This is a genomic window from Variovorax sp., assembly GCF_035634955.1.
GTDB lineage: Bacteria > Pseudomonadota > Gammaproteobacteria > Burkholderiales > Burkholderiaceae_C > Variovorax.
Map to the genome: position 1 here is coordinate 166,569 of NZ_DASQBZ010000007.1, position 26,226 is coordinate 192,794.

Genomic DNA, 26,226 nt, shown 5'->3' on the forward strand with positions numbered 1-26,226 from the left:
GTGCAGGTGCGGGTGCTGGGGCCGGCGATGGCGCGGGGGCGGGCGGCGGGTCGTCGTTACCGCCGCCGCAAGCGGCCAGTGCGATGGGCGTCAGGCTGGCGGACAGAAATGCACGGCGTTGCATGGTGCTCGGTCTCCTTGGTCTGTTGGGATGAACAAGACGATCCGGAAACGATCGTCATTAGTCATCGTATAACCGTGAAAGGAGATTGAATGGAAGGGAGAACCATGAGATCACTTCCCGTCGCACCTAATCACCTAATAAATAAAGGTTAGTTGGCCAAATGCAGATGTCCTGTCCACCGCGAAGGGAGATGTCTTGTGGCGCCAAGTGATCAGTTGTCGTATCTCTATGTGTCGAGCTGGACCGATGACCAAAGCCGCGCAACTGTAGTGGAAGCCGCGCCTGGGCTTCTCAGCCCTGGCCTTGCGCCATGCGGAAGCGCGCTGGCGCCCCGTCGCTTTCGGGGACCAAAGTCCAGCGCTGTGCGTGGTGTTCGCCGACGGAGGCGCGGTGGGCGATCGACACCATCGCGCCGCCGGCCGCCATCGTCTGGGCCGCCATGCGCTGGTAGAGCGAATGCTCGGCCGTCGGGTCGAGTGCGCTGGTGGCCTCGTCGGCGAACAGCCAGGCCGGCTTCTTGAGCAGGACCCGGGCAATCGCCAGCCGCTGTTGTTCGCCCCCGGAGAGCTTCTGGCTCCAGGCGTCGCTTTCGTCGAGCCGCTCGGCCAGGGCCGGCAGCAGCGCGTCGCGCAGGGCCTGCTGCAGCTCGGCGTCGCCGTAGCGTTCGGCAGGCTCCGGGTAGGCCAGCGCATCGCGCAGCGGACCGTCCGGCACGTACGGGCGTTGGGGAATGAACATGGCGTCGGCCGGTACCTGCGCCCGGCCCCGCGCGAACGGCCAGATGCCTGCGAGCGTTCGGAACAGGGTCGACTTGCCGCTGCCCGAGGGGCCTTGCAGCAGCACCGTGTCGCCCGGGCGGACCGCCAGGCTGGCGCCTTCGAGCAGCGGCGTGCCGTCGGGCAGGGCGATGGAGAGGTCGCTCGCCTGCAGCGACGGCGGGCTGCCTTCGGCCGGCACGCGCTGCAGTGCACCGGTGTCCCGGGCGTGCGCCTGCATCGCCGCTTCGAAGCTTGTCAGGCGATCGGCGGTGGCGCGCCAGACGGCGACCCGGTCGTAGTTGTCGACGAACCAGCTCAGCGCGTCCTGCACCCGGCCGAAGGCGGAGTTGATCTGCATCATCTGTCCCAGCTCGATGGCGCCGGAGAAGAAGCGCGGGGCCTGCACGATGAAGGCGAAGATCACCGAGGCCTGGCTGAACGACGCGGTGAAGGCCACCAGGTTCTTCTGCTTCCGGATGAGACTGAGGTAGTTGCCCAGCACCGCGCCGAAGCGCCTGCCCAGCTGGCGATGCTCCACGGCGTCGCCATGGTCGAGCGCGATGGCTTCGCTGTACTCGCGCACCCGCACCAGGTGGTGCCGGAAGTCGGCCTCGTAGCGCTGCTGCATGAAGTTCAGGCCGATCAGCGGTCGCCCGATGTAGTGGGTGATGACGGTGCCGGCAATGCAGTACGCCAGCGCCAGCCAGACCATCGAGCCGGCGATGCTGAAGTCATGCCCGCCGAGCGTGAAGCTGAACGTTCCAGACAGGGTCCACAGGATGCCCACGAAGCTCACCAGCGTCACCACCGCGTTGAGCAGCCCCATCGACAGCGCCATGGTGTAGTCGGTGAACAGCTGCATGTCTTCCTGGATGCGCTGGTCCGGGTTGTCCGGCGGTGCGTGCAGCTGCCGCGAATAGCGGGCGAGCTCCAGGCGGTAGAAGGTGTTGTCCGCCATCCAGCGCTGCAGGTAGTGGCGGGTCATCCAGGCGCGCCAGCGCAACTGCAGCAGCTGCGTCAGGTAGAACTTGAGGATCGCCATGACGATGTAGGCCGCGGCGATCTCGCAGAAGACGATGATCTCGCGCCAGAACACCGTCTGGTTCTTTTCCTGCAGCGCATCGTAGAAGCGCGCGTACCACTGGTTGTTGAGCACCAGCATGTACACCGTGCCGAGATTGAGCGCCACCACCGCCAGCAGCATGCCGAGCGCCTTCCAGCGTTCCTCCGACCTGAGAAAGTAGGGCGCCGCCAGGCGGCCGATGCGGCGCATGGTCTGGCTCAGTGTCGGGCTCGGGGCGGTGGGCGAGGTGGTGTCCATGGGGTCGGGCCACAGCAAGAGCCGAGCCTGAAACACAAAAGACACACATGTTAAGCAGCCGCCTTAGACGAGTCTTAGGTCGGCCGTCGCCGTGCGGGGCGGCGCCGGTCGCGTCCCTAGCCGTTGCTGATGCCGCTGGCCACGTGCCCGGCCGGCACGTGGCGCGCCGCCGCGTCGACATGGCCGGTCTGGTCGTCGAAGAAGAAGTCGGGTTCGAACTCGCGCAGGAATTCGCCCTTGGGCAGTCCGCCGAGGAACATCGCCTCGTCGACGCGGATGTTCCAGTTCATCAGGGTGCGGATGGCGCGTTCGTGGGCCGGGGCGCTGCGCGCCGTGACCAGCGCCGTGCGGATGCGCATGGCCGGGTTGCCGGCCATCTGCAGCCGGTGCAGGGCCATCAGCAGCGGCTTGAACGGCCCCTCGGGCAGGGGCTGTTCGGCCTTGAGCAGCTCGTGCGCCTGGAAGGCGTCCAGCCCTTCGGTCTGGAACACGCGCTCGGCTTCGTCGCTGAAAAGCACGGCATCGCCGTCGAAGGCGATGCGCACCTCGTTGGGAAACGCGTCGCTCGCCTTGACCGATTCGACCAGCACCCGCGCGGCCGGGAAGCCGGCGCCGAGCGCCTCGCGCACGTCCTGCGCGTTGACCGAAAGGAACAGGTGCGCGCGCAGCGGGCGCAGGTAGCCGAACGGCGGGCGGCCCTGCGTGAACACGCCGCGCTGCAGCTTGATGCCGGCCGCGTTGCTGGAGCGGAAGATGCGCATGCCGGAGACCGGGTCGTTGCGCGAGAGGATGACCACCTCCACGCGCTGGACGCCGTCGTCGTTGAAGCGCAGCAGCTTCTGCACCAGCGAATAGGCGATGCCCGGCTGCGCCGGCTGATCCAGCCGCTCGAACTGCAGTCGCATGTAGGCCTCGGGATCGCCGGCCTCGAACAGGCGGTTTTCTTCCTCGAGGTTGAACAGGGCGCGCGAGGAGATCGCGACCACGAGCTTGTCGTCCAGGGTGACGGGCATGGCGGCGGTGCGGCTACTTGACGAACTGGTTGAGCTGGATGATGGGCAACAGCACGGCCAGCACGATCATCATGACGACCGCGCCCATGGCCACGATCAGCAGCGGCTCGAGGATGGTGGCCAGGTGCATGGCACGGCGCTGCACCTCGGCGCCCAGCTGGTTGGCGGCGCGCTGCAGCATCGTGGGCAGGTCGCCGGTCTGCTCGCCCAGCCGCGCGAACATCGACACCAGGCCCGGAAAGCGCTTCTTGCCGGCCAGCGCCGAAGCCAGCGGCGCGCCTTCGCGCACCAGCACCAGCGCGTCCTGCGCATCGGCGCGCAGCGCGCGGTTGCTCAGCGTCTCGGAGGCCGCCTGCAGCGCGCGCAGGATCGGCACGCCCGCGGCCGCCAGCATCGCCAGCGTGCTGGCGAAGCGCGCTGCGTTGTAGCCGCGTGCCAGCCGCCCGACCAGCGGCAGGCGCAGCCAGAAGGCGTCGAACTTGAGCGCGATCGATTCCTGCGCCAGCGCGAACCTGGCCGCCATGGCGGCGACCACCAGCATGCCGAGCATCAGCCAGCCGTGCTGGCGGATCAGGTCGCTCATGGCCAGCATGACGGCGGTGATGGTGGGCAGCGCGCGCTTGGTGCCGGCGAACACGTTGGCCACCTGCGGCACCACGTAGCTCATCAGGAAGATGACGATGGCGATGGCCACCAGGGTGACGATGGCCGGGTACATGGCCGCGCCCACCAGCTTCTGCTGCAGCGCCTGGCGCTCTTCCAGGTCGTCGGCCAGCCGCTCGAGCACCAGCGCCAGGTTGCCGCTTTGCTCGCCGGCGCCCACCACGGCGGTGTAGATGTGCGAGAACTCGCGCGGATGGCCGGACAACGCCCGGCCGAACGACGAGCCGGCGTTGACCTCGGCGCGCAGCGACGCCACCAGGTCGCGCTGCGCATCGCTCTCGGATTCCTCCGTCAGGGCGGTCAGGGCGCGTTCCAGGGGCAGGCCTGCGGCCATCAGTCCGGCGAGCTGGCGGGTCCAGACCGCTAGCGTGGTGCTGCTGAAGACGCGTCCGCCGCCGAACCACCGCCGCCAGCCGGTGCTGCTCGCATGCGCCTGGCTGGCGTCGCCGGCCACCGGCGACACCGCCAGCGGGATGAGCGCCTGCGCGCGCAGCAGGCTGCGTGCCGCGCGTGCCGTGTCGGCTTCCAGCACGCCCTTGCGCGGCTGGCCTTGCGCGTCGATGGCTTCGAAGGAATAGGCGGGCATGGCCGGCAGCCTAGTCGCGCGTGACCCGCAGCAGCTCGGCCTGCGTGGTGATGCCTTCGCGCACCAGCCGCTCGCCGTCCTCGCGCATCGAGCGCAGGCCGCTGCGTTCGGCCGCGGCGTAGATTTCCGGCTCCGACGCGCCGCGGTGCACCATCGCCTGCACCTCGGCGTCGGCTACCAGCAGTTCGAAGATGCCGGTGCGGCCCTGGTAGCCGCTGCTGCCGCAGGTGTCGCAGCCCTTGCCCTGGCACACCGGGCAGATCTTGCGCACCAGGCGCTGCGCCAGCACCCCCAGCAGCGAGGAACTCAGCAGGAAGGGCTCGACGCCCATGTCGGTCAGGCGGGTGATGGCGCTGACCGAATCGTTGGTGTGCAGCGTGGCCAGCACCAGGTGGCCGGTGAGCGAGGCCTGGATGGCGATCTGCGCGGTCTCGAAGTCGCGGATCTCGCCGATCATGATGACGTCGGGGTCTTGCCGCAGGATGGCGCGCAGCGCCTTGGCGAAGGTCAGCTCGATCTTCGGGTTGACCTGCGTCTGGCCGATGCCGGGCAGCTCGTACTCGATCGGGTCTTCCACCGTCATGATGTTGCTGTGGCTCGCATCCATGCGCGCCAGCGCCGCATACAGCGTGGTGGTCTTGCCCGAGCCGGTCGGCCCGGTCACCAGGATGATGCCGTGCGGCTGGGCGATCAGCCGCTCGATGCGGGTCAGCGTATCGCCCTGCATGCCCACCGCCTCGAGCGTCAGGCGCTCCTCGTTCTTGTCGAGCAGGCGCAGCACGGCGCGTTCGCCGTGCGCCGAGGGCAGCGTCGACACGCGCACGTCCACCGCCCGCGTGCCGATGCGCAGCGAGATGCGGCCGTCCTGCGGCAAGCGCTTCTCGGCAATGTCCAGGTCGGCCATGATCTTCAGGCGAGAGATCAGTGCCGCGTGCAGCGCGCGGTTGGGCTGCACCACCTCGCGCAGGTCGCCGTCGATGCGAAAGCGCACGCAGGAGGTGCGCTCGTAGGGTTCGATGTGGATGTCGCTGGCGCCGTCGCGTGCGGCCTGCGTGAGCAGCGCGTTGAGCATGCGGATGATCGGCGCGTCGCCGGCGGATTCCAGCAGGTCCTCGACGGCCGGCAACTCCTGCATCATGCGCGACAGGTCGGCGTCGCTCTGCACTTCGCTGACGATGGCGGCGGCATTCGACTCGCCTTGCGCGTAGGCCACGCTGATGCGGTGCGCGAGCTCGGCCGCCGGCATCACCTCGAACGACCCGATGCGGTACTTGCGCAGCACCTCGCCCAGTCCCCCCTTGGCCGGCACCGTCGGCATGCGCAGCAGCAGCTCGCCGTTGTCGGTTTCTTCCAGCAGCAACTGCTGGGTACGGGCGAAGGCATAGGGCAGGGGGTAGCGCATGTCGGCGTCCAGTATGCCGCGCTCAGGGCAGCTCGCGGGCGGAGGCGGGGTCGGCCGTGGGCGGCAGCGCGCCCTTGAGCGGGCTGGGAGCCAGCGACGGCTCCAGCGGTGCCATCGGCGGGGGGATCAGCCGCGTGCCCTGGATGCCGCCATCGTCCTTTGCCCTGGGCTTGGGCGTGCCCTGCGGGGCGGGCGGCGGGACCGCCGGCAGCAGCGGCGCGTCCTGCACGTTGCGCATGAAGATGTGATCGGCGTTCGGCTGCGTGGCCGCCTGCATCGAGCGCAGCGCGCTGTAGCGGTCATAGGCCAGCGTGTTGCTTGCGTTGTTGTCACGCACGACGACCGGGCGCAGGAACACCATCAGGTTGGTCTTCTTGCGGGTGCGCTGCTCGTTGCGGAACAGCGCGCCCACGACCGGGATGTCGCCGGCCAGCGGCACCTTGTCGGTGGTGTTGCCGTATTCGTCCTGCAGGAGCCCGCCCAGCACGATCACGTTGCCGTCGTCCACGACCACGTTCGACTCGATGGAGCGCTTGTTGGTCGTGGGCCCGTAGGTGTTGTTGGTCGTGCCGCCCTGGATGGTCGACACTTCCTGGTAGATCTGCAGCTTGACCGTGTTGTCCTCGTTGATCGTGGGCCGCACCCGCAGGGTGAGGCCGACGTCCTTGCGCTCGACGGTGGTGAAGGGATTGACCGAGTTGGTCAGGCTGCCGGTGTTGGTGTACTGGCCGGTCGGGAACGGGACGTTCTGGCCGATGACGATCTTGGCTTCCTCGTTGTCGAGGGTCAGCAGATTCGGCGTCGACAGGACGTTGGCGTCGGAGTTGGTCTGCAGGAAGTTGGCCAGGAAGCCCAGCACGCTCTGGCCGTTGATGGTCGCGCCGATGCCCAGGTTCAGGCCGCCCGCGGGTAGCGTCGAGGCCGTGCCGCCGAGCGACAGCTGCAGGATGTTGGCGCCCGTGATGCCCGAGTTGTAGCCGATGTACTGGTTGTCCCTGCCGCCCAGCAGCCCCTGCCACTGGACGCCGAATTGCGCCAGCTTTTCCGCGTTCACCTCGGCGATCAGCGCCTCCACCAGCACCTGCGCGCGGCGCCCGTCGAGGCGGTCGATGACCGCGCGCAACTGGCGGTACTGCGGGTCGGGCGCGGTGATGATCAGCGAGTTGGTTGCCGGGTCGGCCTGCACCTGTCCGCCGGTCGACGGCTGGTTGGTGCCCAGCGGCGCCGTCGCCGCGGCGGATGCGCCGGAGGTCGAGCTGGAGCCGCTCAGCCCTTGCACGGCGGCGTTGAGCATGGACGACTGGTTCTGCGGCGCTGCGGTCGCCGAGGTGCCGCCGGCGCCGGCGCCGCCGTAGCCGCCCAGGGCTCCGCCCTGCGTGTTGCGCGGATCGGCCGCGATCGCGGCGCGCAGCGTCTGCGCCAGCTGGACCGCGTCGGCGTTCTTGAGGTAGACGACGTGGATGTTGCCGGCCGCACCGTTGCCGTTCTCCATCGGTGCGCGGTCCAGCTTCTCGATGAGCGTGCGCACCAGCTGTGCCCGCGCGGGGTTGGCTGCGCGCATGATGATGGCATTGCTGCCGGGGTCGGCCATGAGCGTCGTGCGGTACGACGCGTCGGACTGGCCACCAGGCGCGGCGACCGGGCGCGCGCCGCCTGCACCGCCAGCGCCGGGCGTGCCCATGGACACGCTGCCACCTTCGATCAGCTGGTAGACGAGCGGCACCAGGTCCGACGCGATCGAGTGGCGCAGCTGGATCACCTCGACGTCCGAGGCATTGGGCACGTCCATCGAGGCAATGATGCGGGCCAGGCGCCGCATGTTCTCCGCGTAGTCGGTGATGACCAGCGAGTTGTTGCCCGGGTTGACGTTGATGGTGTTGTTGGGCGGAATCAGCGGGCGCAGCACCGGCAGCAGGGCGTTGGCCGACTCGTAGTTGAGCTTGAAGACCTGCGTGATGATCTGGCTGCCGCCGGCGCGCTCGCTGGCGCGGGTGGATGTGGTGACGGTGTTGGTCTGCAGCTTGGCTTCTGCTTCCGGCACGATCTTGATCAGTCCTTCGGACTCCACCACGGCGAAGCCCTGCAGGCGCAGCGCCGAGGCGAACTGGTTGAAGGCCGCCTCCGGCTGCACCGGTCGGTCGGTGACCAGGTTCATGGTGCCCTTGACGCGCGGGTCGACCACCACGTCGCGGCCGGTGACCACCGCCATGGTCCGTGCCACGGCCTCGATCTCCGCGTTGTTGAAGTTCAAGGTGATCGGCTCGCCGCGCCGGGGTGCGGCGGATTGCGCCAGCACCATGGCCGGCGCGGCGCTCAGTCCGGCGAACAGCGCCAGGTGCGCGGCCAGGGCCAGCGCGCCGAGGCGCATGCCGGGTGAGGTCGAAGGCTTCATTTGGGTCAACCCAGGGTGATGATCGAGCGGGCGCCGTCGCGCCGCCCGATGATGTTCAACAGATTCGACAAGGCGTCCTCTCGCCCGGGCGCGGCACTGGCTTCTCCGGAGAAGCGCAGGGCCGTGCCGTTCCAGCGCCCGCTGCCCGAAAGGCGCAGGCTGCCGTCGCGCGTGGTCAGGATCATGCTGGAGGCGCTGCCTCCGTCGAGCACGACGCGGTAGCTGCCCATCGGCCGCAAGGTCGACAGGCTCGACGAGATGTCGGTCGCGTCCAGCGTGGCCTGCCCGTCGAAGGCCATTGTGCGGCCACGGAAAGCCAGCACCAGGTCGCGCGTGGACAGGTCGAGCACGCCCTCGGGCTTGAGGGTGTTCCAGGGCGCGCCGAAGCCGGCCAGCAACGCCGCCGGCCAGCGCGAGCGCCCGTCGAGCAGCGACAGCCGCACGCCGCCGGCGGCGGGCCGGGCCTTCAGGCCGAGCGGCTCGGCGGTGCAGCAAGACAGGTCGAGCCGTGCCGCCACGCCTTGCCAGTCGGGCCGCAGGCGCCACGCGAGCGCGCCGGGCAGCGAGATCGCGTCGCCGCCGCCCGCGCCGCTGGCGAAGACCACGCCGGCCGTGCCGTTCCAGACGGTGCCGCGCGGATTGACGAGCAGCAGGTGGCCCTGTGTCTGCGTACGCAGGAAGGTCGCCAGCCAGCGTGCCGGCGCGAAGACGGTGAGCGTGAGCGCGCTGCCGAGCAGGATGCCGAGCAAGGCCCAGCGCCAGCCGTGGGAGCGGGGCGCGGTGCTGATCGGGCGCAGGGTTCGGGTGGCCATGCTCAGCGTTCGGCGGGCAGGCCAAGGACGATGCTGCCGTCCCAGTGCGGTGCGTCGCTGGCGGGGTCGGGCGGCGCGGGTGCGGGCGACGGCGGTCGGCCGTTCGCGCTGCGCGCGGGCGGTGTGTCGGGCCGCGCACTGGCGCGCGTGAGGTGGGCCTCGCGCGTGAGCGCCCTGGCATTGCTGCGCGCCTGCGCCAGCCACTGCGCCAGGGCGTCCGCCTCGACGCCCTTGAGCGTGACGCGGACCCCGTCGCCGCCGCCTTGCGACTGCAGCTGCGCGTTGCCGCCGAGGCGTTCGCGCATGCCGCTCTCCAGGGCCCGCATGGCGTCGGCCGGATTGGCGCGCGGCTGGGACTGCAGCGCCTTGGCGCGCGCCTGCAGCGTGGTCATCTTCTGCATCTGGGCGTCGAGCCTGGCATGTTCGGCCGGCGCGGTGCGCAAGGTGCGCAGCGCCGGCGCCAGCGCGATCCACCAGAACAGTGCCAGTGCGACGAGCCCGGCGCACAGCGCGACGAGATTGCGCTCGCGCGGGGCAAGGGCGGCCCAGCGGGCGCGCAGTTGATCGAGTGCGGCGTTCATCGCGCGGCCTCCGCTTGCACGAGCAGCAGGTCGCCTTCGGCGCGCGCCTGATACCCGCGCGGTGCGAGCTGGCCGCTGACCTGGGTCAGTTCGGCCGGCGACAGCTTCAGGCCGCGCAGGCGCAGCTGGCCGCCGCTGTAGTCGATGGCGCTGGGCACGCGGCCGGCCGGCAGGATGCCGCCGAGTGCCGCCAGCATGGGCTCGAGATCGGCGGCGGTGATGCCGCCGGTGGCCTGCTGCAGCGCGGCCACCTCCTTGGCCATCTGCGCCGGTGCGTCGACCACCAGCTTGACCGACGGAAAGGTGCGGGTCAGCACGTTGTTGACCGCCTGGCGCTTGGCCTCCAGCGCGTGCCGCTCCTTCCAGGCCCAGGCGTTGAGGCCGGCCAGTTGCGCCAGCACCAGCACCACGGCACCCCAGCGCGCCGCCCGCCACTGCGGGCCATGCCGCCATTGCTGCCACCACGCGGCCAGCTTCTTGCCGGCGCGGACGCGGTTGCTGCTGGCCAGGTCGAACTGCGCCAGGTCCCACGGGCCGCGGGCCGCCTGCAGCCAACGTTCGGCGCGTTGCACGATGGGCAGGCGCACGCCCAGCAGGGCCTCGGCCTCTGCCGCCACCGCCGGTTCGCCGGTGGCGATCACGGTGTCGAGCGGCGCCTGCAGCACGGCAGTCACATGGATCGGGGTCAGCGGAAGCGTGGTCACGCCGTTGGCGTCGCACACGGTGAGCAGCGGCGACTCGGCCTCGCCCGTCGCGAACAAGAGCGCTGGGCTGTCGTCGGGCTGCGGCGCGAATTCCGGGACGATGCGCACCACGCGCCGTCCGGTGGCCTCGATCGTTTCGACGGCATCGCGCAGGGCGGCGCGGTCGCAGACCGCCACCCAGATCGGGCTGCCGGTGCGTACGGCCGGCGGCACGGCGAAATGCGCGCGCGATGCATCGTCGAGCAGGCGGTCTTCCAGCAGGCCCTCGAGCACCGGCCGCAGGCGGCCGCCGCCCAGGCTGCCGGGCGGCAGCACCAGGGTGTGCCAGGAAATGGCCGTGCCGGGCACCAGCAGGACCACGTCGTTGCCGGCGGGCAGCAGCGCCAGCGGCGCCCGTCCGTGGTCGGCGGGGGCGCTGTCGTCGTCGTTGCCGCGCACCCAGCCGCAATCGGCGCCGGACGGCGTGGGGGCGAATGGGGGAGCAAGCAGGAGCAGGGACATGGGGACGGAGAGCGCGGGGCGGGTCATTGTAGGTGCGGCGCATCCACATCGATCCCGGGATTTCGCTACACAATTGATAGCTGGTGACCCAGGCGTCGTCGGCTCCGCCGACGCGCCGGCGCGGTTGGCCGGGGGCGGGCCGCGAATTCTTTTGCGCCGGGCGCGTCCGCCGCGAAGCCGTGCGGGGTGGTCATTGAGGCCTTATTCCCAGCGGCGCGGTGCCGGATTCGCGATGGCGCCAGACGATGTTCAGCTGCGTGCCCTGGCGCTGCAGCAGCGAGCGTTCCTGCACCCAGATGCGGTCCAGCCGCAGCCGGCCGATCACCTCGAAGTAGTCGGTGGAGACGCTCTGCTGTCCTTCAGCGAAGGTGGCGTTGCTGCCCGGCAGCGCGGCCCGTGCGTCGTCCAGCTTCGAGAAATAGCGCCGGGCGCGCTGCTGCACCAGGCGCTGGGCTCCCGCCATGTCGAGGTCGGGCACGCTGGCCGCCAGGGCCTCGGCACTGGCGGTGTTGATGTTCAGCGGCGTGGCCGTGGGCAGGATGGTGACGTAGGGCTCGAGCGCGGCCACGGTGCCGGGCGACAGGCCCAGCCATGTCAGTTCGGCTTCGGTCTGCGGCATCAGCGGGGCGCCGGTGTCGGCGAGCGGGTCGCTCGTGGTCGTCTGCCCGGTTGTTCCGGTGGTCCCCGTTGTTCCGGTGGTTCCCGTGGTGCCCGTGGCCGTGCCCGAACCCGTGCCCGTCGCGGTGCTCTGCGTCAGCCCGGCGCCGGCGCGCTGCAGGTTGCTCACGAGGATGCCGACCTCCTGCGTCGGCAGGTTCAGCAGGCCGAACAGGCGGGTGAAGGCATCGACGGCGGTTTTCACCGGAGCATTGCCGACCACCAGGTTGCGGACATTGAGCTTGGACTGCGCATCGACGATGCCGCCTGACATGAAGGCATCGGGCAGGCCCTCGATGGCGTCGCTGGAAATGTTCTTCTCGGCAGCCAGGAAGGTGGACAGGCGCGCCTCGGCCAGGGGCACGGCCCAGGGTTCGGCCAGGTGGTCGACGCTGCTGGCATTGCGGTCTTCGCGCAGGATCAGGCGCGACCAGTCGAGCGCGCCCACCAGCACCCAGGCCGACTGCAGCCGGGTGCGCTCGGCCGATTCAATCTCCACCGAGCGCCACTGGCGCCACAGCGCCGCGGCGGCGAACGTTGCCACGAGGGCGACGATCAGCATGGCCGCGAGCAGCGCGGCGCCGCGCTGGCGATCGGCGATGGCGTGCGGTCGGCGGTGGTTGCTCATGACCGTGTCACCGTGAGATTCGGCCGCACCCAGTCGCGTACCAGCGTGCCGGACAGCCCAGGGCCGGGCGGCAGCTGCAGCACCAGGCGCACGCCGTCGGGCAGCGGCGCGTTGGCCCCAAGGGCGGCCGCCGGCACGGCCTGCGTCCAGGTGTCGCCGCGGAAATACATCAGCTGCCAGGTGAGCGCGGGCATGAGCGCGACGTCGCTGCCGCCGGCCTGGGCGCCGCTGGCGGCCTCGGCCCAGTCCGCCGCCTGCTGCCAGGCCAGTTGCCAGTCGCCGCGGCTGACCACCGGCGGCGACTGCCAGCGGTGCCAGCGGGTTCCGCCGGCATCGGCGCGCAGCGTCCAGGCGACGACGCGCAGCGCCGGATCTTCCCCGGCGCTGCCGCGCCGGGTCAGGCGCAGCACCGCGCCGTTCCAGTCGATTGCCGTCGCGGGAGCGATCGACACGGTCGAGTCCAGGTCGCTCTGCCACTGCGCCAGCGCGCCTTGCAGCGTCAGGATCGCGTCGGCCCGTTCGCGGATCTGGCTTTGCGCCCGCGCCATGCTGTCGATGCCGCGCCAACTGACCAGCGAAAGCAGGGCCAGCAGCGCGACCGCCACCAGCAGTTCGATGAGGGTGAAGCCACGCGCGGCGCGCGGGCGGGAAGCCTGCCGCGTCATCAGAAGCGCCCCACCACGGTGGACAGGCGGATGATCGGTGCGTTGACCTCGTCGCGCACCTGCACGTCCACCCGCCGGAAGTTCGGGTTGAGCGTGGCCGTCGTCGACACCGTGACATTCAGGGCGCGGTCGGCCTGCACGCAGGCCAGCCCGGCGTCGCCGACGGCCGGCATCACGCGCGCGAGGCGGATCTTGGCGAACTGGTTCTCGGCGCACAGCTGCGCCAGCAGCAGGTCGGATTCGCGCTGCGAGTTGCGCACCAGTGCCGTGGTGGCCTGCGTGCCCGCCGCCAGTGCGATCGCCACGATCGCCAGTGCCACCAGCACTTCGATCAGGGTGAAGCCGCGCTGCTGAAACCGGCGCTTCATGGCAGGTTGCTGACGGCGAAAGGCCGCAGGCCGTCGGTTTCGACGAGCAGGCTGCGCCCGGGCGCCTGCGGGTCGGCGAGCACCACCTGCTGCGCGGCAATGATGGGTTCGGGGCCGAGCAGCAGGGCGTTCACGCGGCGGCCGTTGGCCAGCATCTGGAGCACCTGCACGTCCGGCGCCAGCCAATGGTCGGGCAGGCTGCCGGGTTCGGCGCCGTCGAAGACGAAACCCGCATCGATCAGGCGCCAGCGCACGGGCGTGCCGCTGGCGCGCGACTGCGCCCGCGCCGCCTCGAACAGTGCGGCCAGCCGTTCCGCTTCACGGTCCAGGGCGGCCTGGCGTGTGTCGCGCAGGGCCATGCCGACCCCGGCCATCGCCAGGGCGATGATGGCCATCACCACGAGCAGCTCGATCAGCGTGAAGGCGCGGATGCGTCCAGGCCGTGGGGAGCGGAGCGCGGACGGGCGCCCTGTGGCGACGGGCCGGCTGCTACTGCCAGCTGCCGATGTCCGCATTGCGGCCCTCGCCGCCCGGTTGGCCGTCGGCGCCGAACGAGAACACGTCGATCTCGCCTTGCACGCCAGGGTTCAGGTATTGGTAGGACTGGCCCCAAGGATCCTTGGGCAGCTTCTCGACGTAGGGCTTCCAGTTGGGTGCGGCGGGCCCGGCCGTCGGCCGCGTCAGCAGCGCCTGCAGGCCTTGCTCGGAAGTGGGGTAGCGCTGGTTGTCCAGGCGGTACAGCTTGAGCGCCTGCATCAGGTTGTTGACGTCGGTCCGGGCTGCGGTGACGCGTGCATCGTCCGCGCGTTCGATCACGTTCGGCACGATGAGCGCGGCCAGCACGCCGATGATCACCAGCACCACCATGAGTTCGATCAGGGTGAAGCCTCGCGCGGATAGCCGGCGAAGCGTGCGGATGGGGGCTGCGTTCATGAATGAGATATGGAGTTGAATGACGGGAAACTGTCGCTGGGCGCGACTGGCACGCTGCATGATAATCCGGCCCCATGTCAGAACTTATCCGCGCATCCGCCCGCTGGCCGGTGCCACTCGGCACCACCGTCGTGTGGACCGTGGCGGCCGCCACCGTGGTGTTCTGGGCGCTCAAGCTGGCGGCGCCGTCGGACGGCGCGGCTCCTGCCACGCCGGTGGCGGCGCCGTTGGCCATCAATTCCGACGACGTGGCGCGGGCGCTGGGTTCGGTGCCGGCGGGCGCCGCCATCGCGCCGGGGCCCGACGCCGGCGGCCGCTTCGTGCTCCTGGGCGTGGTGGCCGGTGCGGACCAGCAAGGCACGGCGCTGATCCAGATCGACGGGCAGCCGCCGCGGCCGTTCAGCGTGGGGGCGGACGTGGGCAGCGGCTACGTGCTGCAGTCGCTCGACCGGCGCGCTGCGGCGCTGGGTGCGCGCATGGACACGCCGACCCTTCTCACGCTGCGCCTGCCCAAGCCGGCCGCGGCCGCGGGCGTCGTGGTGCACGGCGCCGGCGGACGTCCGGACTAGTTTCGCCGGGGCGCCAGGCGCGCGTCGGACTCAGGCCTGCAGGAACAGCCGGTAGGCCGGGTTCGCCGTTTCTTCCACGTAGGGGTAGGCGAGCGTGGCGAGAAACTGCGCAAAGCTCTCGTTGTCGGATTCCGGCACCTGCAAGCCGACCAGGATGCGGCCGTAGTCCGCGCCCTGGTTCCGGTAGTGGAACAGGCTGATGTTCCAGGACGGGCGCATCAGGCTGAGGAACTTGAGCAGCGCGCCCGGCCGCTCGGGGAACACGAAGCGAAGCAGCCGCTCGTCATGAGCAAGGCCGGTGCGGCCGCCGACCATGTGCCGCAGGTGCTCCTTGGCCATCTCGTCGTGCGTCAGGTCGAGCGTGTCGAAGCCGTGCGCGGCGAAGGTCTGGACGATGGTGGCAGACTCGCCGCGCGCGGTCGTCGTCAGGCCGACGAACACGTGGGCCACCTTCGCGTCGCTGATGCGGTAATTGAATTCCGTCACGCTGCGAGAGGCGCCGGGCAACTGTCCGACCAGCTCGCAGAACCGGCGGAAGCTGCCGCGTTCCTCGGGGATGGTGACGGCGAACAGGGCCTCGCGCTCCTCGCCGACCTCGGCGCGTTCGGCGACGAAGCGCAGCCGGTCGAAGTTCATGTTCGCGCCGCACAGGATGGCGGCGTAGGTTTCGCCCTGCGTGCCGCGTCGCGCCACGTACTCCTTGATCGCGGCCACCGCCATTGCGCCGGCCGGCTCGACGATGCTTCGCGTGTCGACGAAGACATCCTTGATGGCGGCGCAGACCGCGTCGGTGTCGACAGTGATGAACTCGTCCACCAGTTCGCTGGCGATGCGGAAGGTCTCGGCGCCCACCAGCTTGACGGCGGTGCCGTCCGAGAACAGGCCGACGTCCGGCAGCGTGATGCGCTCGCTGGCATCGACCGAGCGGGCCATGGCGTCGGAGTCGTTCATCTGCACGCCGATCACGCGGATCTCGGGGCGCAGCGCCTTGATGTAGTTGGCCACGCCCGAGATCAGCCCGCCGCCGCCGATCGCCACGAAGACGGCATCGAGCCGGCCCTGGTGCTGGCGCAGGATCTCCATGGCAATGGTGCCCTGGCCGGCGATCACGTCCGGGTCGTCGAACGGATGCACGAAGGTCAGGCCGTGCTGCTTCTGCTGCTCCAGCGCGTAGAGGTAGGCGTCGGAATAGCTCTCGCCGTGCAGGTGAACCTCGCCGCCCAGGGCGCGCACCGCATCGATCTTGAGCTGCGGCGTCGTCACCGGCATGACGATCACCGCGCGCGTGCCGAGCCGGCGGGCGCCCAGCGCCACGCCCTGCGCATGGTTGCCTGCCGACGCGCAGATCACGCCGCGCGCCAGGTTCTCGGGCGACAGGTGCGCCATCTTGTTGTAGGCACCGCGCAGCTTGAAGCTGAACACCGGCTGCTGGTCCTCGCGCTTGAGCAGGACCGTGTTGCCCAGCCGCGCGCCCAGCGCCCGCGCCGGCTCGAGCGCCGACTCGACGGCGACGTCGTAGACCCGGGCGGTCAGGATCTTGCGCAGGTAGTCGGCCGGCGTCAGTCGGGTGGTGCCGGGCGTCGATGGCTCGGTGGGCTGGGGCGAAGGGGGGTTGTTCATGGACGCTGCCTGGGCCGTGTCGGCCTGCGCGCAGGCGGCGGGCCCGCGCTGAAAAGGGCACCAATGATACGGCGCGCCGGCGGGGGCGCCGTTTTCGGGCGGCGCCAAGAAAAAAGCCCCGAGTCTTGCGACTCGGGGCTAAATCCACCAATTGGGAGGGTGGAGGAGACAACCGGTGCACGTCGTAACGTGCGATGAAATAAAGTATAGCGCCGCCGTGCTGCATTGCAACACGTAGAGGTAACTTTTTCACAACATCTTGTGCGAAGACGTGCCGCGTGGCCGCACCTTCGTGCTCAAGCCAACAGAGTTCTCCCGAAGATGGAATGCACCGTCAGCTGGACCGGCGGGTCCGGTACCGAATCGCCCATGGGTTTCCTGGCCGAAACCGGCAGCGGCCATGTCGTCGTCATGGACGGCGCGCCCGACGCGTCGCGTCCTGAAAACGGCGGGCGCAACCTGGCGCCGCGGCCCATGGAAATGATGCTGGCCGGGGCCGGCGGCTGCACGGCATACGACGTGGTCCTGATCCTCAAGCGCGGCCGCCACAAGGTCGAGCGCTGCAGCGTCAAGGTCACGAGCGAGCGCGCCGAGAAGGATCCGAAGGTCTTCACGAAGATCCACCTGCACTTCACCGTGGCCGGCAAGGGCGTTCCTGCCGCAGCCGTCGAGCGCGCCATCGCCCTCAGCCACGAAACCTACTGCTCGGCGACCATCATGCTGGCCAAGACGGCCGAAGTGACCACCAGCTTCGACCTGGTCGAGGCCTGAGCCCGGGCCGCCGGCGGCGGCTAGATCCGGTGCGCGACGGTCGTCATCACCCGGCTGGCCAGGCGCATCATGCCCCGCACCGGCCCGGGCAGTTCGGCCGCGCCGGCGCTCCAGGCGTGCGCTGCATGGCGGGCTTCGTCCAGTTTCATCTGGGTGACGATGGCACGCGAGGCGTGGTCGCCGGGCGGGAGCCGGCCCAGGTGGCTGTCCAGGTGAGCCTCGACCTGCTGTTCGGTCTCGGCCACGAAGCCGAGGCTGAGCGCGTCGCCGGCCCGGCCCGCGACGAGCCCGAGCCCGAAGGCGCCGCCGTACCACAGCGGATTGAGCAGCGACGGGCGGGCTCCCAGTTCGCGCAGGCGCTGGCGCGTCCACGCCAGGTGGTCGGTTTCCTCGCGCGATGCCTCGAGGAAGTGCGTGCGCAGCGCCGGGTCTCGGGTGGTGGCGGCCTGGGCGGTGTACAGCGCCTGGGCGCATACCTCGCCGACGTGGTTGACGCGCATGAGCGCGCCGGCCTCGCGCCGGTCACGCTCGTCGAGCGGTCCGTCCGGCGTCGCGGCCTTGGGCGTCTCGCGCGTGGCCACCGGTCGGGCGAAGAGGGTCCGCAAAGCGTCATCTGCCAGGCCCAGCAGGGCGTCGATCGATCGGTTCATGGCGTCCATTTTGGATGAGCCGGCTGCGTTCGGTTTCTTAATGCTTTCATCGCACATCGTGAAATCAAAGGCGCCCTTCGTCCTTTGTTGTGCCCCTGCAACGAAACGTCGGCCTGTCGTAGATATTTCGGCTGATTTGCTTTGCCCTCGGCATGGCGTCTGGTGCAATAGCAACAACTTCCCAAAAGGAGGTTGGCCCGGGGTCCGGTGGGAGCACGACAGTGCCCGTCACGGTGTGAACCCTCTGCACCGGTGCCCTATGTTTAACCTTGGAGAAACTTGCAATGAAAAAATCTCTCGTTGCTCTGGCTACCCTGGCTGTCGCGGGTGTTGCCTCGGCTCAGTCTTCGGTGACGTTGTTCGGTATCGTCGACGCGGCGATCAGCGGCACCACCACGAAGTTCGACAACGGCACGTCCGCCTCCACGACCCGTCTGGACAACTCCGGCTACAACAGCAGCCGTCTGGGCTTCCGTGGCACGGAAGACCTGGGTGGCGGTCTGGCTGCCAGCTTCTGGCTGGAAGCTGCTCTGGGCAACGACACCGGCGGCGCTGGCTCGAGCTCGGTGACCGGTCAGCTGTTCAACCGTCGTTCGACGGTGAGCCTGTCGGGTGGCTTCGGTGAAATCCGCCTGGGTCGCGACTACAAGCCGACCTTCTGGAACAACACCAACTTCGACCCGTTCGGCACCAACGGCCAAGGCACCAACATCCTGCAAAACATCGCAGGTGCAGCTGGTGGCGCTGGCGCCCTGTCGTTCGACAGCGACAACGTTCGTCAGAGCAACACCGTTGGCTACTTCCTGCCGGCCAACCTGGGCGGCTTCTACGGCCAAGTCCAGTACGGTTTCGACGAGAAGGTCAAGGGCGCTGACGGCTACGATCCCGGTGTGAACGCCGACACCCGCAGCGGCGACTACGTCGGCGGCCGTATCGGCTACGCCAACGGTCCGTTCGACATCGCTCTGGCTGCTGGCCAGTCGACCAACAACTCGAACTACACCCTGGGTGCCGACAACACGCTGAACACCTACAACATCGGCGCGTCGTGGGACTTCGGTTTCATGAAGCTGTTCGGTGAGTACGGCATGTACGACCTGGACATCGAGTTCCTGCCGACCACGCCTCCGGCCCTGCTCAGCGCCAATCCCCAAGCCTGGGGTGGCCTGGTGGGTGTGACCGTGCCGGTCGGCCCGGGCCTGATCCGCGCTTCGTACTCGTACGCTCGCGTCGAAGACATCCCGGGTGCTACCCAGAACCCGTCGGGCCAGAAGTTCGCGCTGGGCTACGTGCACAACCTGTCCAAGCGCACCGCCCTGTACGGCACCGTCGCTTACCTGGACAACAAGCACGGCCTGCCGCTGGCTGTCAACGGTGCCTCCACCGGCGCCGACTACTCGTACGGCTACGACTTCGGTATCCGTCACTCCTTCTGATCCAGCGCTGGCCTGAGCCAGTACTGATCGAAAGGTCGAAAGGGCCGCTCGACGCAAGTCGGGCGGCCCTTTTTTTCTTGTCCGACGCCAGGCGGTCCTGCCAGATGCAGCAGGCACGCGCCTTGCACGGTCGCTGCAGTTCCGGGACACTGGGGAAACATGTTTGCATTCGTGCTTCGTCGTCTCGCGCAGGCCGTGGTCGTGATGGTCGTCGTGGCCTTCATTGCCTTCCTGCTGTTCCAGTACGTGGGCGACCCGGTGGTGTTCCTGCTGGGGCAGGACGCCAAGCCGGATCAGATCCGGCAGATGCGTGCGGACCTCGGCCTGGACCGCCCGTTCTTCGTGCAGTTCTGGCATTTCCTGATAAACGCGGCGCAGGGCGAGTTCGGCCTGAGCCTGCGCCAGGGTGCGAAGGTGTCCCGGCTCATCATCGAGCGGCTGCCGGCGACGCTGGAGCTGGCCATCGTGGCGGCCATACTGGCCGTTGCCATCGGCGTGCCGATGGGCGTCTACGCGGCGCTGCGGCGCGGCTCCTTCATGAGCCAGGTGGCGATGTCTCTGTCGCTGCTTGGCGTTTCCCTGCCCACCTTCCTGATCGGCATCCTGCTGATTCTCGTGTTCTCGGTGTGGCTGGGCTGGCTGCCCAGCTTCGGGCGCGGCGAAACGGTCAGCATCGGGCGCTGGACGACCGGCCTGCTGACGCGCGACGGCTGGGCCCACATGGTTCTGCCGGCCATCACGCTGGCGGTGTTCCAGCTCACGCTGATCATGCGCCTGGTGCGCTCCGAGATGCTGGAGGTGCTGCGCACGGACTACATCAAGTTCGCGCGGGCGCGCGGCCTGTCGGACCGCGCCATCCACTTCGGGCATGCGCTTCGCAACACGCTGGTGCCGGTGATGACCATCACCGGCTTGCAGCTGGGCCAGTTGATCGCCTTCGCGATCATCACGGAGACGGTCTTCCAGTGGCCCGGCATGGGCCTGCTGTTCATCCAGGCCGTGACCTTTGCCGATATTCCGATCATGGCCGCCTACCTGTGCCTGATCGCCCTGATCTTCGTCGTCATCAACCTGGTGGTTGACCTCCTGTATTTCGTCGTCGACCCCCGGCTGCGCGTTTCGGCGCAGACCGGGCACTGAACCTCATGAGCACCTTGCGCTACCAGGCCAATGGCCGCGCCTTCGCGCACATCGCGCGCTTTCACCCCGAGCTGACGGCGTTGCGCCGCGACCTGCACGCCCATCCCGAACTCGGCTTCGAGGAGGTCTATTCGGCGGCGCGGGTGCAGGAGGCGCTGCGCGCCTGCGGCGTGGACGAGATCCACACCGGCATCGGCAAGACCGGCGTGGTGGCGGTGATCCGCGGCCAGTCCACGGCAAGCGGCCGCATGATCGGCCTGCGCGCCGACATGGACGCGCTGCCCATGCACGAGGACAACGACTTCGGCTGGCGCTCGACCAGCAACGGCCTGATGCACGGATGCGGCCACGACGGCCACACCACGATGCTGGTGGGTGCGGCCCGCTACCTGGCGGCGACGCGCCATTTCGACGGCACCGCGGTCCTCATCTTCCAGCCCGGCGAGGAGGGCTTCGCCGGCGCCCGCGTGATGGTCGAGGACGGCCTGTTCGAGCGCTTTCCGGTCGATTCGGTCTACGCCATGCACAACTGGCCGCAGATGGCGCCGGGCACCGTCGGCCTCAATTCTGGCCCGATGATGGCCGCGGCCGACCGCATCACCATCGACGTGACCGGCAAGGGCGGCCACGGCGCGCACGCCTACCAGACGGTCGATCCGGTGGTGGTGACGGCGCACCTGATCACCGCCATCCAGACCATCGTCTCACGCAACGTGCGTCCGCTCGATGCCGCCGTGGTCAGCGTCTGCGCCATGCATGCCGGCGACCTGGGCGCGTTCAGCGTGGTGCCGGGCAAGGCCACGCTGGTCGGCACGGTGCGCACGTTCAACCCCAAGGTGCAGGTCGAGGTGGAGCGCAGGCTCGTCGAGATGTGCACGGCGGTGGCCGCGGGGTTCGGCGCGAGCGCGCAGGTGACCTTCGAGCGCATCTACCCGGCCACCATCAATACCGCCGCCGAGGCGCTGTTCGCCGGCGACGTGGCTCAGGCGCTGGTCGGCGCGCGCAATCTCGACCGCCACATGGAGCCCAGCATGGGCGCCGAGGACTTCTCGTTCATGCTGCAGGCGCGGCCCGGCGCCTACCTGCGCATCGGGCAGGGGGTGAAGGAAGGGGCCTTCCTGCACAACAGCCGCTACGACTTCAACGACGAGATCCTGCCCCTGGGCGCGGCGCTGCACGCCAGCCTGGTCGAGCAGGGCATGCCGCTGGCTTCGCCAGACCGGGCCATGGAAAACGCCAAGGACCGGGCATCGGAATTGCACGCATCATCCGCCGTCTGAGTCTTCAACACTTTCGAGGAGTGCTTTTCATGAGTTTCAAGCGAACCATGGTCGCCGGGTCGGTGGCGCTCGTCCTGTCTGCGGCCAGCCTGGTGGCGGCCGCGCAGACGATCCGCATCGCCAACCAGGGCGACGCGCTGTCGATGGACCCGCATTCGTTGAACGAGTCGCTGCAGCTGAGCGTCACCCAGAACGTCTACGAGACCCTCACCGGACGCAACAAGGACCTGAGCCTGGCGCCGCTGCTGGCCACGAGCTGGAAGCAGAGCAGCCCGACCGTGTGGCGCTTCGAACTGCGCAAGGGCGTCAAGTTCCATGACGGCACGCCGTTCACCGCCGACGACGTGGTGTTCAGCCTGGCCCGCGCCGCCGGCGAAGGCTCGGACATGAAGAGCTACACCAACGACTTCAAGGAAGTGCGCAAGATCGACGACCACACGGTGGAGATCGAGACCAAGGTGCCGTTCCCGATCCTGCCGGACGTGGTCTCGCAGGTGGCCATCATGAGCAAGAAGTGGTGCGAGGAGAACAAGGCCACGCAACCGGTGGACCGCCGCAAGGGCATCGAGAATGCCGCGTCGTTCAAGGCCAACGGCACGGGCCCGTTCATCGTGCGCGAGCGCCAGCCTGACGTGCGCACGACGTTCCAGCGCAATCCCAACTACTGGGGCAAGATCGAAGGCAATGTGCAGGAGGTGATCTTCACCAAGATCAGCAATCCTTCCACCCGCGTCGCGGCCCTGCTGTCGGGCGAGGTCGACGTGATGGAGCCGGTGCCGGTGCAGGACGTGGCACGCGTGAACGCGAACGCCAGCACCAAGGTGATCGTCGGCCCCGAGCTGCGCACCATCTTCCTGGGCATGGACCAGAAGCGCGACGAGCTGCTGTACTCGAGCGTCAAGGGCAAGAACCCGTTCAAGGACAAGCGCGTGCGCCAGGCCTTCTACCAGGCCATCGACATCCAGGGCATCAAGCGCACCGTGATGCGCGACGCCTCGCGCCCCACCGCGCTGATGGTCGGCCCCGGCATCAACGGCTGGAGCGAGGCGCAGGACAAGCGCCTGCCCTACGACGTCGAGGCGGCCAAGAAGCTGATGGCCGAGGCCGGCTATCCGCAGGGCTTCGAGGTGTCGCTGAACTGCCCGAACGATCGCTACGTCAACGACGCGCAGGTGTGCCAGGCGGTGGCCGCCAACCTGGCCAAGATCAACGTGAAGATCAACCTCGTGGCCGAGACCAAGGGCACGTACTTCCCGAAGATCCTGCGGCGCGATACCAGCTTCTACATGCTGGGCTGGACGCCTTCGACCTATGACTCGCACAACGCGCTCAATGCCTTGATGGCCACGCCCGACGACAGCGGCACGGGGCAGTTCAACCTGGGCGCCTACAGCAATCCCAAGCTGGACGAGCTGACCAAGAAGATCCAGGCCGAGACGGACAAGGCCAAGCGCGACGAGGAGATCCACGAGGCCTTCAAGATCCACAGCGACGACATCGGCCACCTGCCGCTGCACCAGCAGTCGCTGGCCTGGGGCGTGAGCAAGAAGGTCACGCTGACGCAGCTGGCCGACAACTTCATGCTCTTCAAGTGGATGTCGATCAAGGACAAGTGATCGCCTTCGTCCGCCGCCGTCCGGCGTGACGGCGGCGCACGTCCTGTCGAAGCCGCCCGGCGAGGAATCGGCACCCGCCGCGGCGGCCACAAGAATCAGATCCCCACGGATGATCAGTCTCCTCAAGCGCTGGTACGACGGCGACATCGGCTACAGCTTCCGCAATTCCCCGGTGGCGATCGGCGCCGCGCTGATCGGCCTCTTCTGCGTGGTCTGCGCGGTGTTCGCGCCATGGCTCGCGCCGCACAACCCGTACGACCTGTCCACGCTCGAACTGGCGGATGCGCGGCTGCCGCCGGCCTGGATGGAGCTCGGCACGTCCAAGTACCTGCTGGGCACCGACGAGCAGGGCCGCGACATCGTCTCGACGCTGATGTACGGTGCGCGCATTTCGCTGGTCGTGGGACTCGCCTCGGTGCTGCTGTCGATGGTCGTGGGGGTGACGCTGGGGCTCATCGCCGGCTTCGTGGGCGGGTGGATCGATGCCTTCCTGATGCGCCTGTGCGACGTGATGCTGTCCTTCCCCGCGATCCTGATCGCGCTGCTGATCGCCGGCGTCGGCCGCGCGCTGTTTCCCGACGCGCACACCACCGTGGCCTTCGGCGTGCTGATACTGGCCATTGCGCTGACCAAGTGGGTCGACTTCGCGCGCACGGTGCGTGGCTCGACGCTGGTCGAGCGCAACAAGGAATACGTGCAGGCAGCCCGAGTGACCGGCGTGTCGCCCCTTCGGATCATGCGCAAGCACGTGCTGCCCAACGTGCTCGGCCCGGTGTTCGTGATCGCCACCATCCAGGTGGCCACCGCCATCATCACCGAGGCCACGCTGTCCTTCCTCGGGGTGGGCGTGCCGCCGACCTCGCCGTCGCTCGGCACGCTGATCAGCAATGGCAACCAGTTTCTGTTCTCGGGCGAGTGGTGGATGACGGTGTTCCCCGGCATCACGCTGGTGCTGATCGCCCTGAGCGTGAACCTGCTGGGCGACTGGCTGCGCGACGCGCTCAATCCGCGCCTGAACTGACCCGATGGCCATGGCACTGCTCGAAGTCCGAAACCTCGTCGTCGAGATCCCCGGCCGCCGCGGTACGCTGCGTGCGCTGGACGACGTTTCCCTGTCGATCGAGCCCGGCGAGATTTTGGGCGTGGTCGGCGAATCCGGGGCCGGCAAGTCGCTCACCGGCGCGGCCATCATCGGCCTGCTGGAGCCGCCGGTGCGCGTGGCCGGCGGCCAGATCCTGCTGCAGGGCGAGCGCATCGACCAGCTCGACCATGCGCACATGCAGCGCATCCGCGGCCGGCGCATCGGCGCCATCTTCCAGGACCCGCTGACGTCGCTGAACCCGCTCTACACGGTCGGCCGCCAGCTGGAGGAGACGATCTGCGCGCACCTGCCGGTCAATGCCGCCGAAGCGCGCCGCCGCGCCATCGCGCTGCTGGAAGACACCGGCATACCCGGGGCGGCGCAGCGCATCGACCACTATCCGCACCAGTTCTCCGGCGGCATGCGCCAGCGCGTGGTCATCGCCCTGGCCCTGGCGGCGGAGCCGACGCTGATCGTGGCCGACGAACCGACCACCGCGCTCGACGTGTCCATCCAGGCGCAGATCATCTCGCTGCTCAAGCGCCTGTGCCACGAGCGCGGCGCGGCGGTGATGCTGATCACGCACGACATGGGCGTCATCGCCGAGACCTGCGACCGGGTCGCGGTGATGTACGCCGGGCGCATCGCCGAGATCGGCCCGGTGCGCGACGTGATCCACGCGCCCTCCCACCCCTACACGGCCGGCCTGATGGCGTCGATCCCGGACATGACCAAGGACCGCGAGCGTCTCAACCAGATCGACGGATCGATGCCCCGGCTCAATGCCATTCCCAGCGGCTGCGCCTATCACCCGCGCTGTCCGCAGGTGTTCGACCGCTGCCCGCGCGAGCGCCCCGAGCTGATGGCCGCCGGCGCCACGCGGGCCGCCTGCTGGCTGCATGACGACGGCCAGGCATCGCGCACGCCTGAGGTCGCCTCGTGAGCGCCGCGCACGCCGAGGCCGGCGCCCTGGTGCAGGTCGAGGACCTGGCCAAGACTTTCGACGTTTCGGCGCCGTGGCTCAACCGGGTCATCGAGCGCAGGCCGCGCACGCTGCTGCATGCGGTCGATGGCGTGAGCTTTGCCATCGAGCGCGGCAGGACGCTGGCGCTGGTGGGCGAGTCCGGTTGCGGCAAGAGCACCGTGGCGCGCCTGCTGGTCGGCCTGTATGCGCCCACCCGCGGCCATGTGCGGTTCGACGGAAAGGACGCGCATGCCACGTTCGCGTCGGCGCAAGGGCGCGAGCTTCGCAAGCGGATCCAGATGATCTTCCAGGATCCCTACGCCAGCCTCAATCCGCGCTGGAAAGTGCAGGACATCATCGGCGAACCGTTGCTCGAGCATGGCCTGGCCACCGAAGGTGCGGCGCTGCGCGAGCGCGTCGGCGAACTGCTCCAGTCGGTCGGCTTGAGCCCGCTGGACCGGATCAAGTATCCGCACCAGTTCTCCGGCGGACAGCGCCAGCGCATCTCGATCGCGCGTGCGCTGGCCACCGCGCCGGAATTCCTGGTGTGCGACGAACCGACGTCTGCGCTGGACGTCAGCGTGCAGGCGCAGGTGTTGAACATCATGAAGGACCTGCAGCGCGCGCGGGGCCTGACCTACCTGTTCATCTCGCACAACCTGGCGGTGGTGCGCCACGTGAGCGACAGCGTCGGCGTGATGTACCTGGGCCGCATCGTCGAGATTGCCGACAAGCACGCGCTGTTCGAGTCGCCCCGCCATCCGTACACCCGCATGCTGCTCGATGCGATTCCGCAGATGCATGCCGTGGGCAGGGCGCGTACGCCGGTGCAGGGCGAGGTGCCCAACCCGCTGTCGCCGCCACCCGGCTGCACCTTCCATCCGCGCTGCCCGCATGCCAACGCCCGGTGCAGGAGCGAACGTCCTGCGCTGCTGTCCGTCGGCGGCATCCGCGTGGCGTGCCACGCCGTCGAGGAAGGGCGGATCTGAGG

At 69.0% G+C, this 26,226-nt stretch carries 24 protein-coding genes; 9 read left to right on the forward strand and 15 right to left on the reverse strand.

The window, feature by feature from the left end; all coding sequences use genetic code 11:
* Positions 1-415 precede the first annotated feature (415 nt).
* The 13 genes from VES41_RS02905 to gspG all read right to left on the reverse strand — a co-directional run bounded on the left by VES41_RS02905 (position 416) and on the right by gspG (position 14,108).
* Positions 416-2,203 carry an ABC transporter ATP-binding protein/permease gene (locus VES41_RS02905; RefSeq protein WP_324812748.1) on the reverse strand — a complete coding sequence of 596 codons (1,788 nt, stop codon included), beginning with the start codon at positions 2,201-2,203 and terminating at the stop codon, positions 416-418.
* A 116-nt stretch (positions 2,204-2,319) separates the two neighbouring features.
* Complete coding sequence (locus tag VES41_RS02910; RefSeq protein ID WP_324812749.1) at positions 2,320-3,216, reverse strand: 5'-nucleotidase; 897 nt, start codon at positions 3,214-3,216, stop codon at positions 2,320-2,322.
* A 13-nt stretch (positions 3,217-3,229) separates the two neighbouring features.
* Entirely contained in the window at positions 3,230-4,465 is a 1,236-nt protein-coding gene (gspF, locus tag VES41_RS02915) for a type II secretion system inner membrane protein GspF (protein ID WP_324812750.1), read from the reverse strand.
* 10 nt (positions 4,466-4,475) lie between these two features.
* Positions 4,476-5,867, reverse strand: a complete 1,392-nt coding sequence (locus VES41_RS02920; protein ID WP_324812753.1) for a GspE/PulE family protein — start codon at positions 5,865-5,867, stop codon at positions 4,476-4,478.
* Between the two features lie 22 nt (positions 5,868-5,889).
* Positions 5,890-8,259, reverse strand: coding sequence for a type II secretion system secretin GspD (gene gspD / locus VES41_RS02925; RefSeq protein ID WP_324812755.1), 2,370 nt, complete (start codon positions 8,257-8,259; stop codon positions 5,890-5,892).
* Positions 8,260-8,264: 5 nt separating this feature from the next.
* The gene (gspN, locus tag VES41_RS02930; RefSeq protein WP_324812758.1) at positions 8,265-9,071 is read right to left on the reverse strand and encodes a type II secretion system protein N; all 807 of its coding nucleotides are present in this window, start codon (positions 9,069-9,071) and stop codon (positions 8,265-8,267) included.
* A 2-nt stretch (positions 9,072-9,073) separates the two neighbouring features.
* Complete coding sequence (gene gspM / locus VES41_RS02935; RefSeq protein ID WP_324812761.1) at positions 9,074-9,652, reverse strand: type II secretion system protein GspM; 579 nt, start codon at positions 9,650-9,652, stop codon at positions 9,074-9,076.
* Positions 9,649-10,857: a type II secretion system protein GspL gene (gspL, locus tag VES41_RS02940; RefSeq protein WP_324812764.1), complete on the reverse strand. Its 1,209-nt coding sequence runs from the start codon at positions 10,855-10,857 to the stop codon at positions 9,649-9,651. Before gspL ends, gspM begins: the two co-directional genes overlap by 4 nt.
* A 190-nt stretch (positions 10,858-11,047) precedes the next feature.
* A complete protein-coding gene (gene gspK / locus VES41_RS02945) occupies positions 11,048-12,142 on the reverse strand; it encodes a type II secretion system minor pseudopilin GspK (RefSeq protein WP_324812767.1) in 1,095 nt (364 codons plus the stop codon).
* Positions 12,139-12,807 carry a PulJ/GspJ family protein gene (locus VES41_RS02950; protein WP_324812769.1) on the reverse strand — a complete coding sequence of 223 codons (669 nt, stop codon included), beginning with the start codon at positions 12,805-12,807 and terminating at the stop codon, positions 12,139-12,141. Before VES41_RS02950 ends, gspK begins: the two co-directional genes overlap by 4 nt.
* On the reverse strand, positions 12,807-13,175 hold the full coding sequence (gene gspI, locus VES41_RS02955) for a type II secretion system minor pseudopilin GspI (protein WP_324812771.1): 369 nt from the start codon (positions 13,173-13,175) through the stop codon (positions 12,807-12,809). The genes VES41_RS02950 and gspI overlap by 1 nt, the downstream gene beginning before the upstream one ends.
* Entirely contained in the window at positions 13,172-13,690 is a 519-nt protein-coding gene (locus tag VES41_RS02960) for a type II secretion system protein (RefSeq protein WP_414719005.1), read from the reverse strand. Before VES41_RS02960 ends, gspI begins: the two co-directional genes overlap by 4 nt.
* Entirely contained in the window at positions 13,665-14,108 is a 444-nt protein-coding gene (gene gspG, locus VES41_RS02965) for a type II secretion system major pseudopilin GspG (protein ID WP_324812773.1), read from the reverse strand. The genes VES41_RS02960 and gspG overlap by 26 nt, the downstream gene beginning before the upstream one ends.
* A gap of 74 nt (positions 14,109-14,182) precedes the next feature.
* Between gspG and VES41_RS02970 the strand changes: the two genes are divergently transcribed.
* On the forward strand, positions 14,183-14,677 hold the full coding sequence (locus VES41_RS02970) for a type II secretion system protein N (protein ID WP_324812774.1): 495 nt from the start codon (positions 14,183-14,185) through the stop codon (positions 14,675-14,677).
* A 30-nt stretch (positions 14,678-14,707) separates the two neighbouring features.
* Here VES41_RS02970 and ilvA read toward each other — a convergent pair whose 3' ends face one another.
* Positions 14,708-16,297, reverse strand: coding sequence for a threonine ammonia-lyase, biosynthetic (gene ilvA / locus VES41_RS02975; RefSeq protein ID WP_324812777.1), 1,590 nt, complete (start codon positions 16,295-16,297; stop codon positions 14,708-14,710).
* Between the two features lie 321 nt (positions 16,298-16,618).
* On the opposite strand from ilvA, the gene VES41_RS02980 reads away from it, so the two are divergent.
* A complete protein-coding gene (locus VES41_RS02980; RefSeq protein WP_324812780.1) occupies positions 16,619-17,068 on the forward strand; it encodes an OsmC family protein in 450 nt (149 codons plus the stop codon).
* A 20-nt stretch (positions 17,069-17,088) separates the two neighbouring features.
* Here VES41_RS02980 and coq7 read toward each other — a convergent pair whose 3' ends face one another.
* Entirely contained in the window at positions 17,089-17,718 is a 630-nt protein-coding gene (gene coq7, locus VES41_RS02985; protein WP_324812782.1) for a 2-polyprenyl-3-methyl-6-methoxy-1,4-benzoquinone monooxygenase, read from the reverse strand.
* Positions 17,719-18,002: 284 nt separating this feature from the next.
* Here coq7 and VES41_RS02990 point away from each other — a divergent pair, with 284 nt between their 5' ends.
* The 7 genes from VES41_RS02990 (at position 18,003) to VES41_RS03020 (ending at position 26,224) form a co-directional block, all read left to right on the forward strand.
* Entirely contained in the window at positions 18,003-19,154 is a 1,152-nt protein-coding gene (locus VES41_RS02990) for a porin (protein WP_324812784.1), read from the forward strand.
* Positions 19,155-19,313: 159 nt separating this feature from the next.
* Complete coding sequence (locus VES41_RS02995; protein WP_324812787.1) at positions 19,314-20,294, forward strand: ABC transporter permease; 981 nt, start codon at positions 19,314-19,316, stop codon at positions 20,292-20,294.
* A gap of 5 nt (positions 20,295-20,299) precedes the next feature.
* Positions 20,300-21,574: a M20 aminoacylase family protein gene (locus VES41_RS03000; RefSeq protein ID WP_324812789.1), complete on the forward strand. Its 1,275-nt coding sequence runs from the start codon at positions 20,300-20,302 to the stop codon at positions 21,572-21,574.
* Between the two features lie 29 nt (positions 21,575-21,603).
* Positions 21,604-23,190 carry an ABC transporter substrate-binding protein gene (locus VES41_RS03005; protein ID WP_324812792.1) on the forward strand — a complete coding sequence of 529 codons (1,587 nt, stop codon included), beginning with the start codon at positions 21,604-21,606 and terminating at the stop codon, positions 23,188-23,190.
* 109 nt (positions 23,191-23,299) lie between these two features.
* Positions 23,300-24,211, forward strand: a complete 912-nt coding sequence (locus tag VES41_RS03010) for an ABC transporter permease (RefSeq protein ID WP_324812794.1) — start codon at positions 23,300-23,302, stop codon at positions 24,209-24,211.
* A gap of 10 nt (positions 24,212-24,221) precedes the next feature.
* The gene (locus VES41_RS03015; RefSeq protein WP_324812797.1) at positions 24,222-25,214 is read left to right on the forward strand and encodes an ABC transporter ATP-binding protein; all 993 of its coding nucleotides are present in this window, start codon (positions 24,222-24,224) and stop codon (positions 25,212-25,214) included.
* Positions 25,211-26,224 carry an oligopeptide/dipeptide ABC transporter ATP-binding protein gene (locus VES41_RS03020; protein WP_324812799.1) on the forward strand — a complete coding sequence of 338 codons (1,014 nt, stop codon included), beginning with the start codon at positions 25,211-25,213 and terminating at the stop codon, positions 26,222-26,224. Before VES41_RS03015 ends, VES41_RS03020 begins: the two co-directional genes overlap by 4 nt.
* The last annotated feature ends 2 nt before the right edge of the window (positions 26,225-26,226 follow it).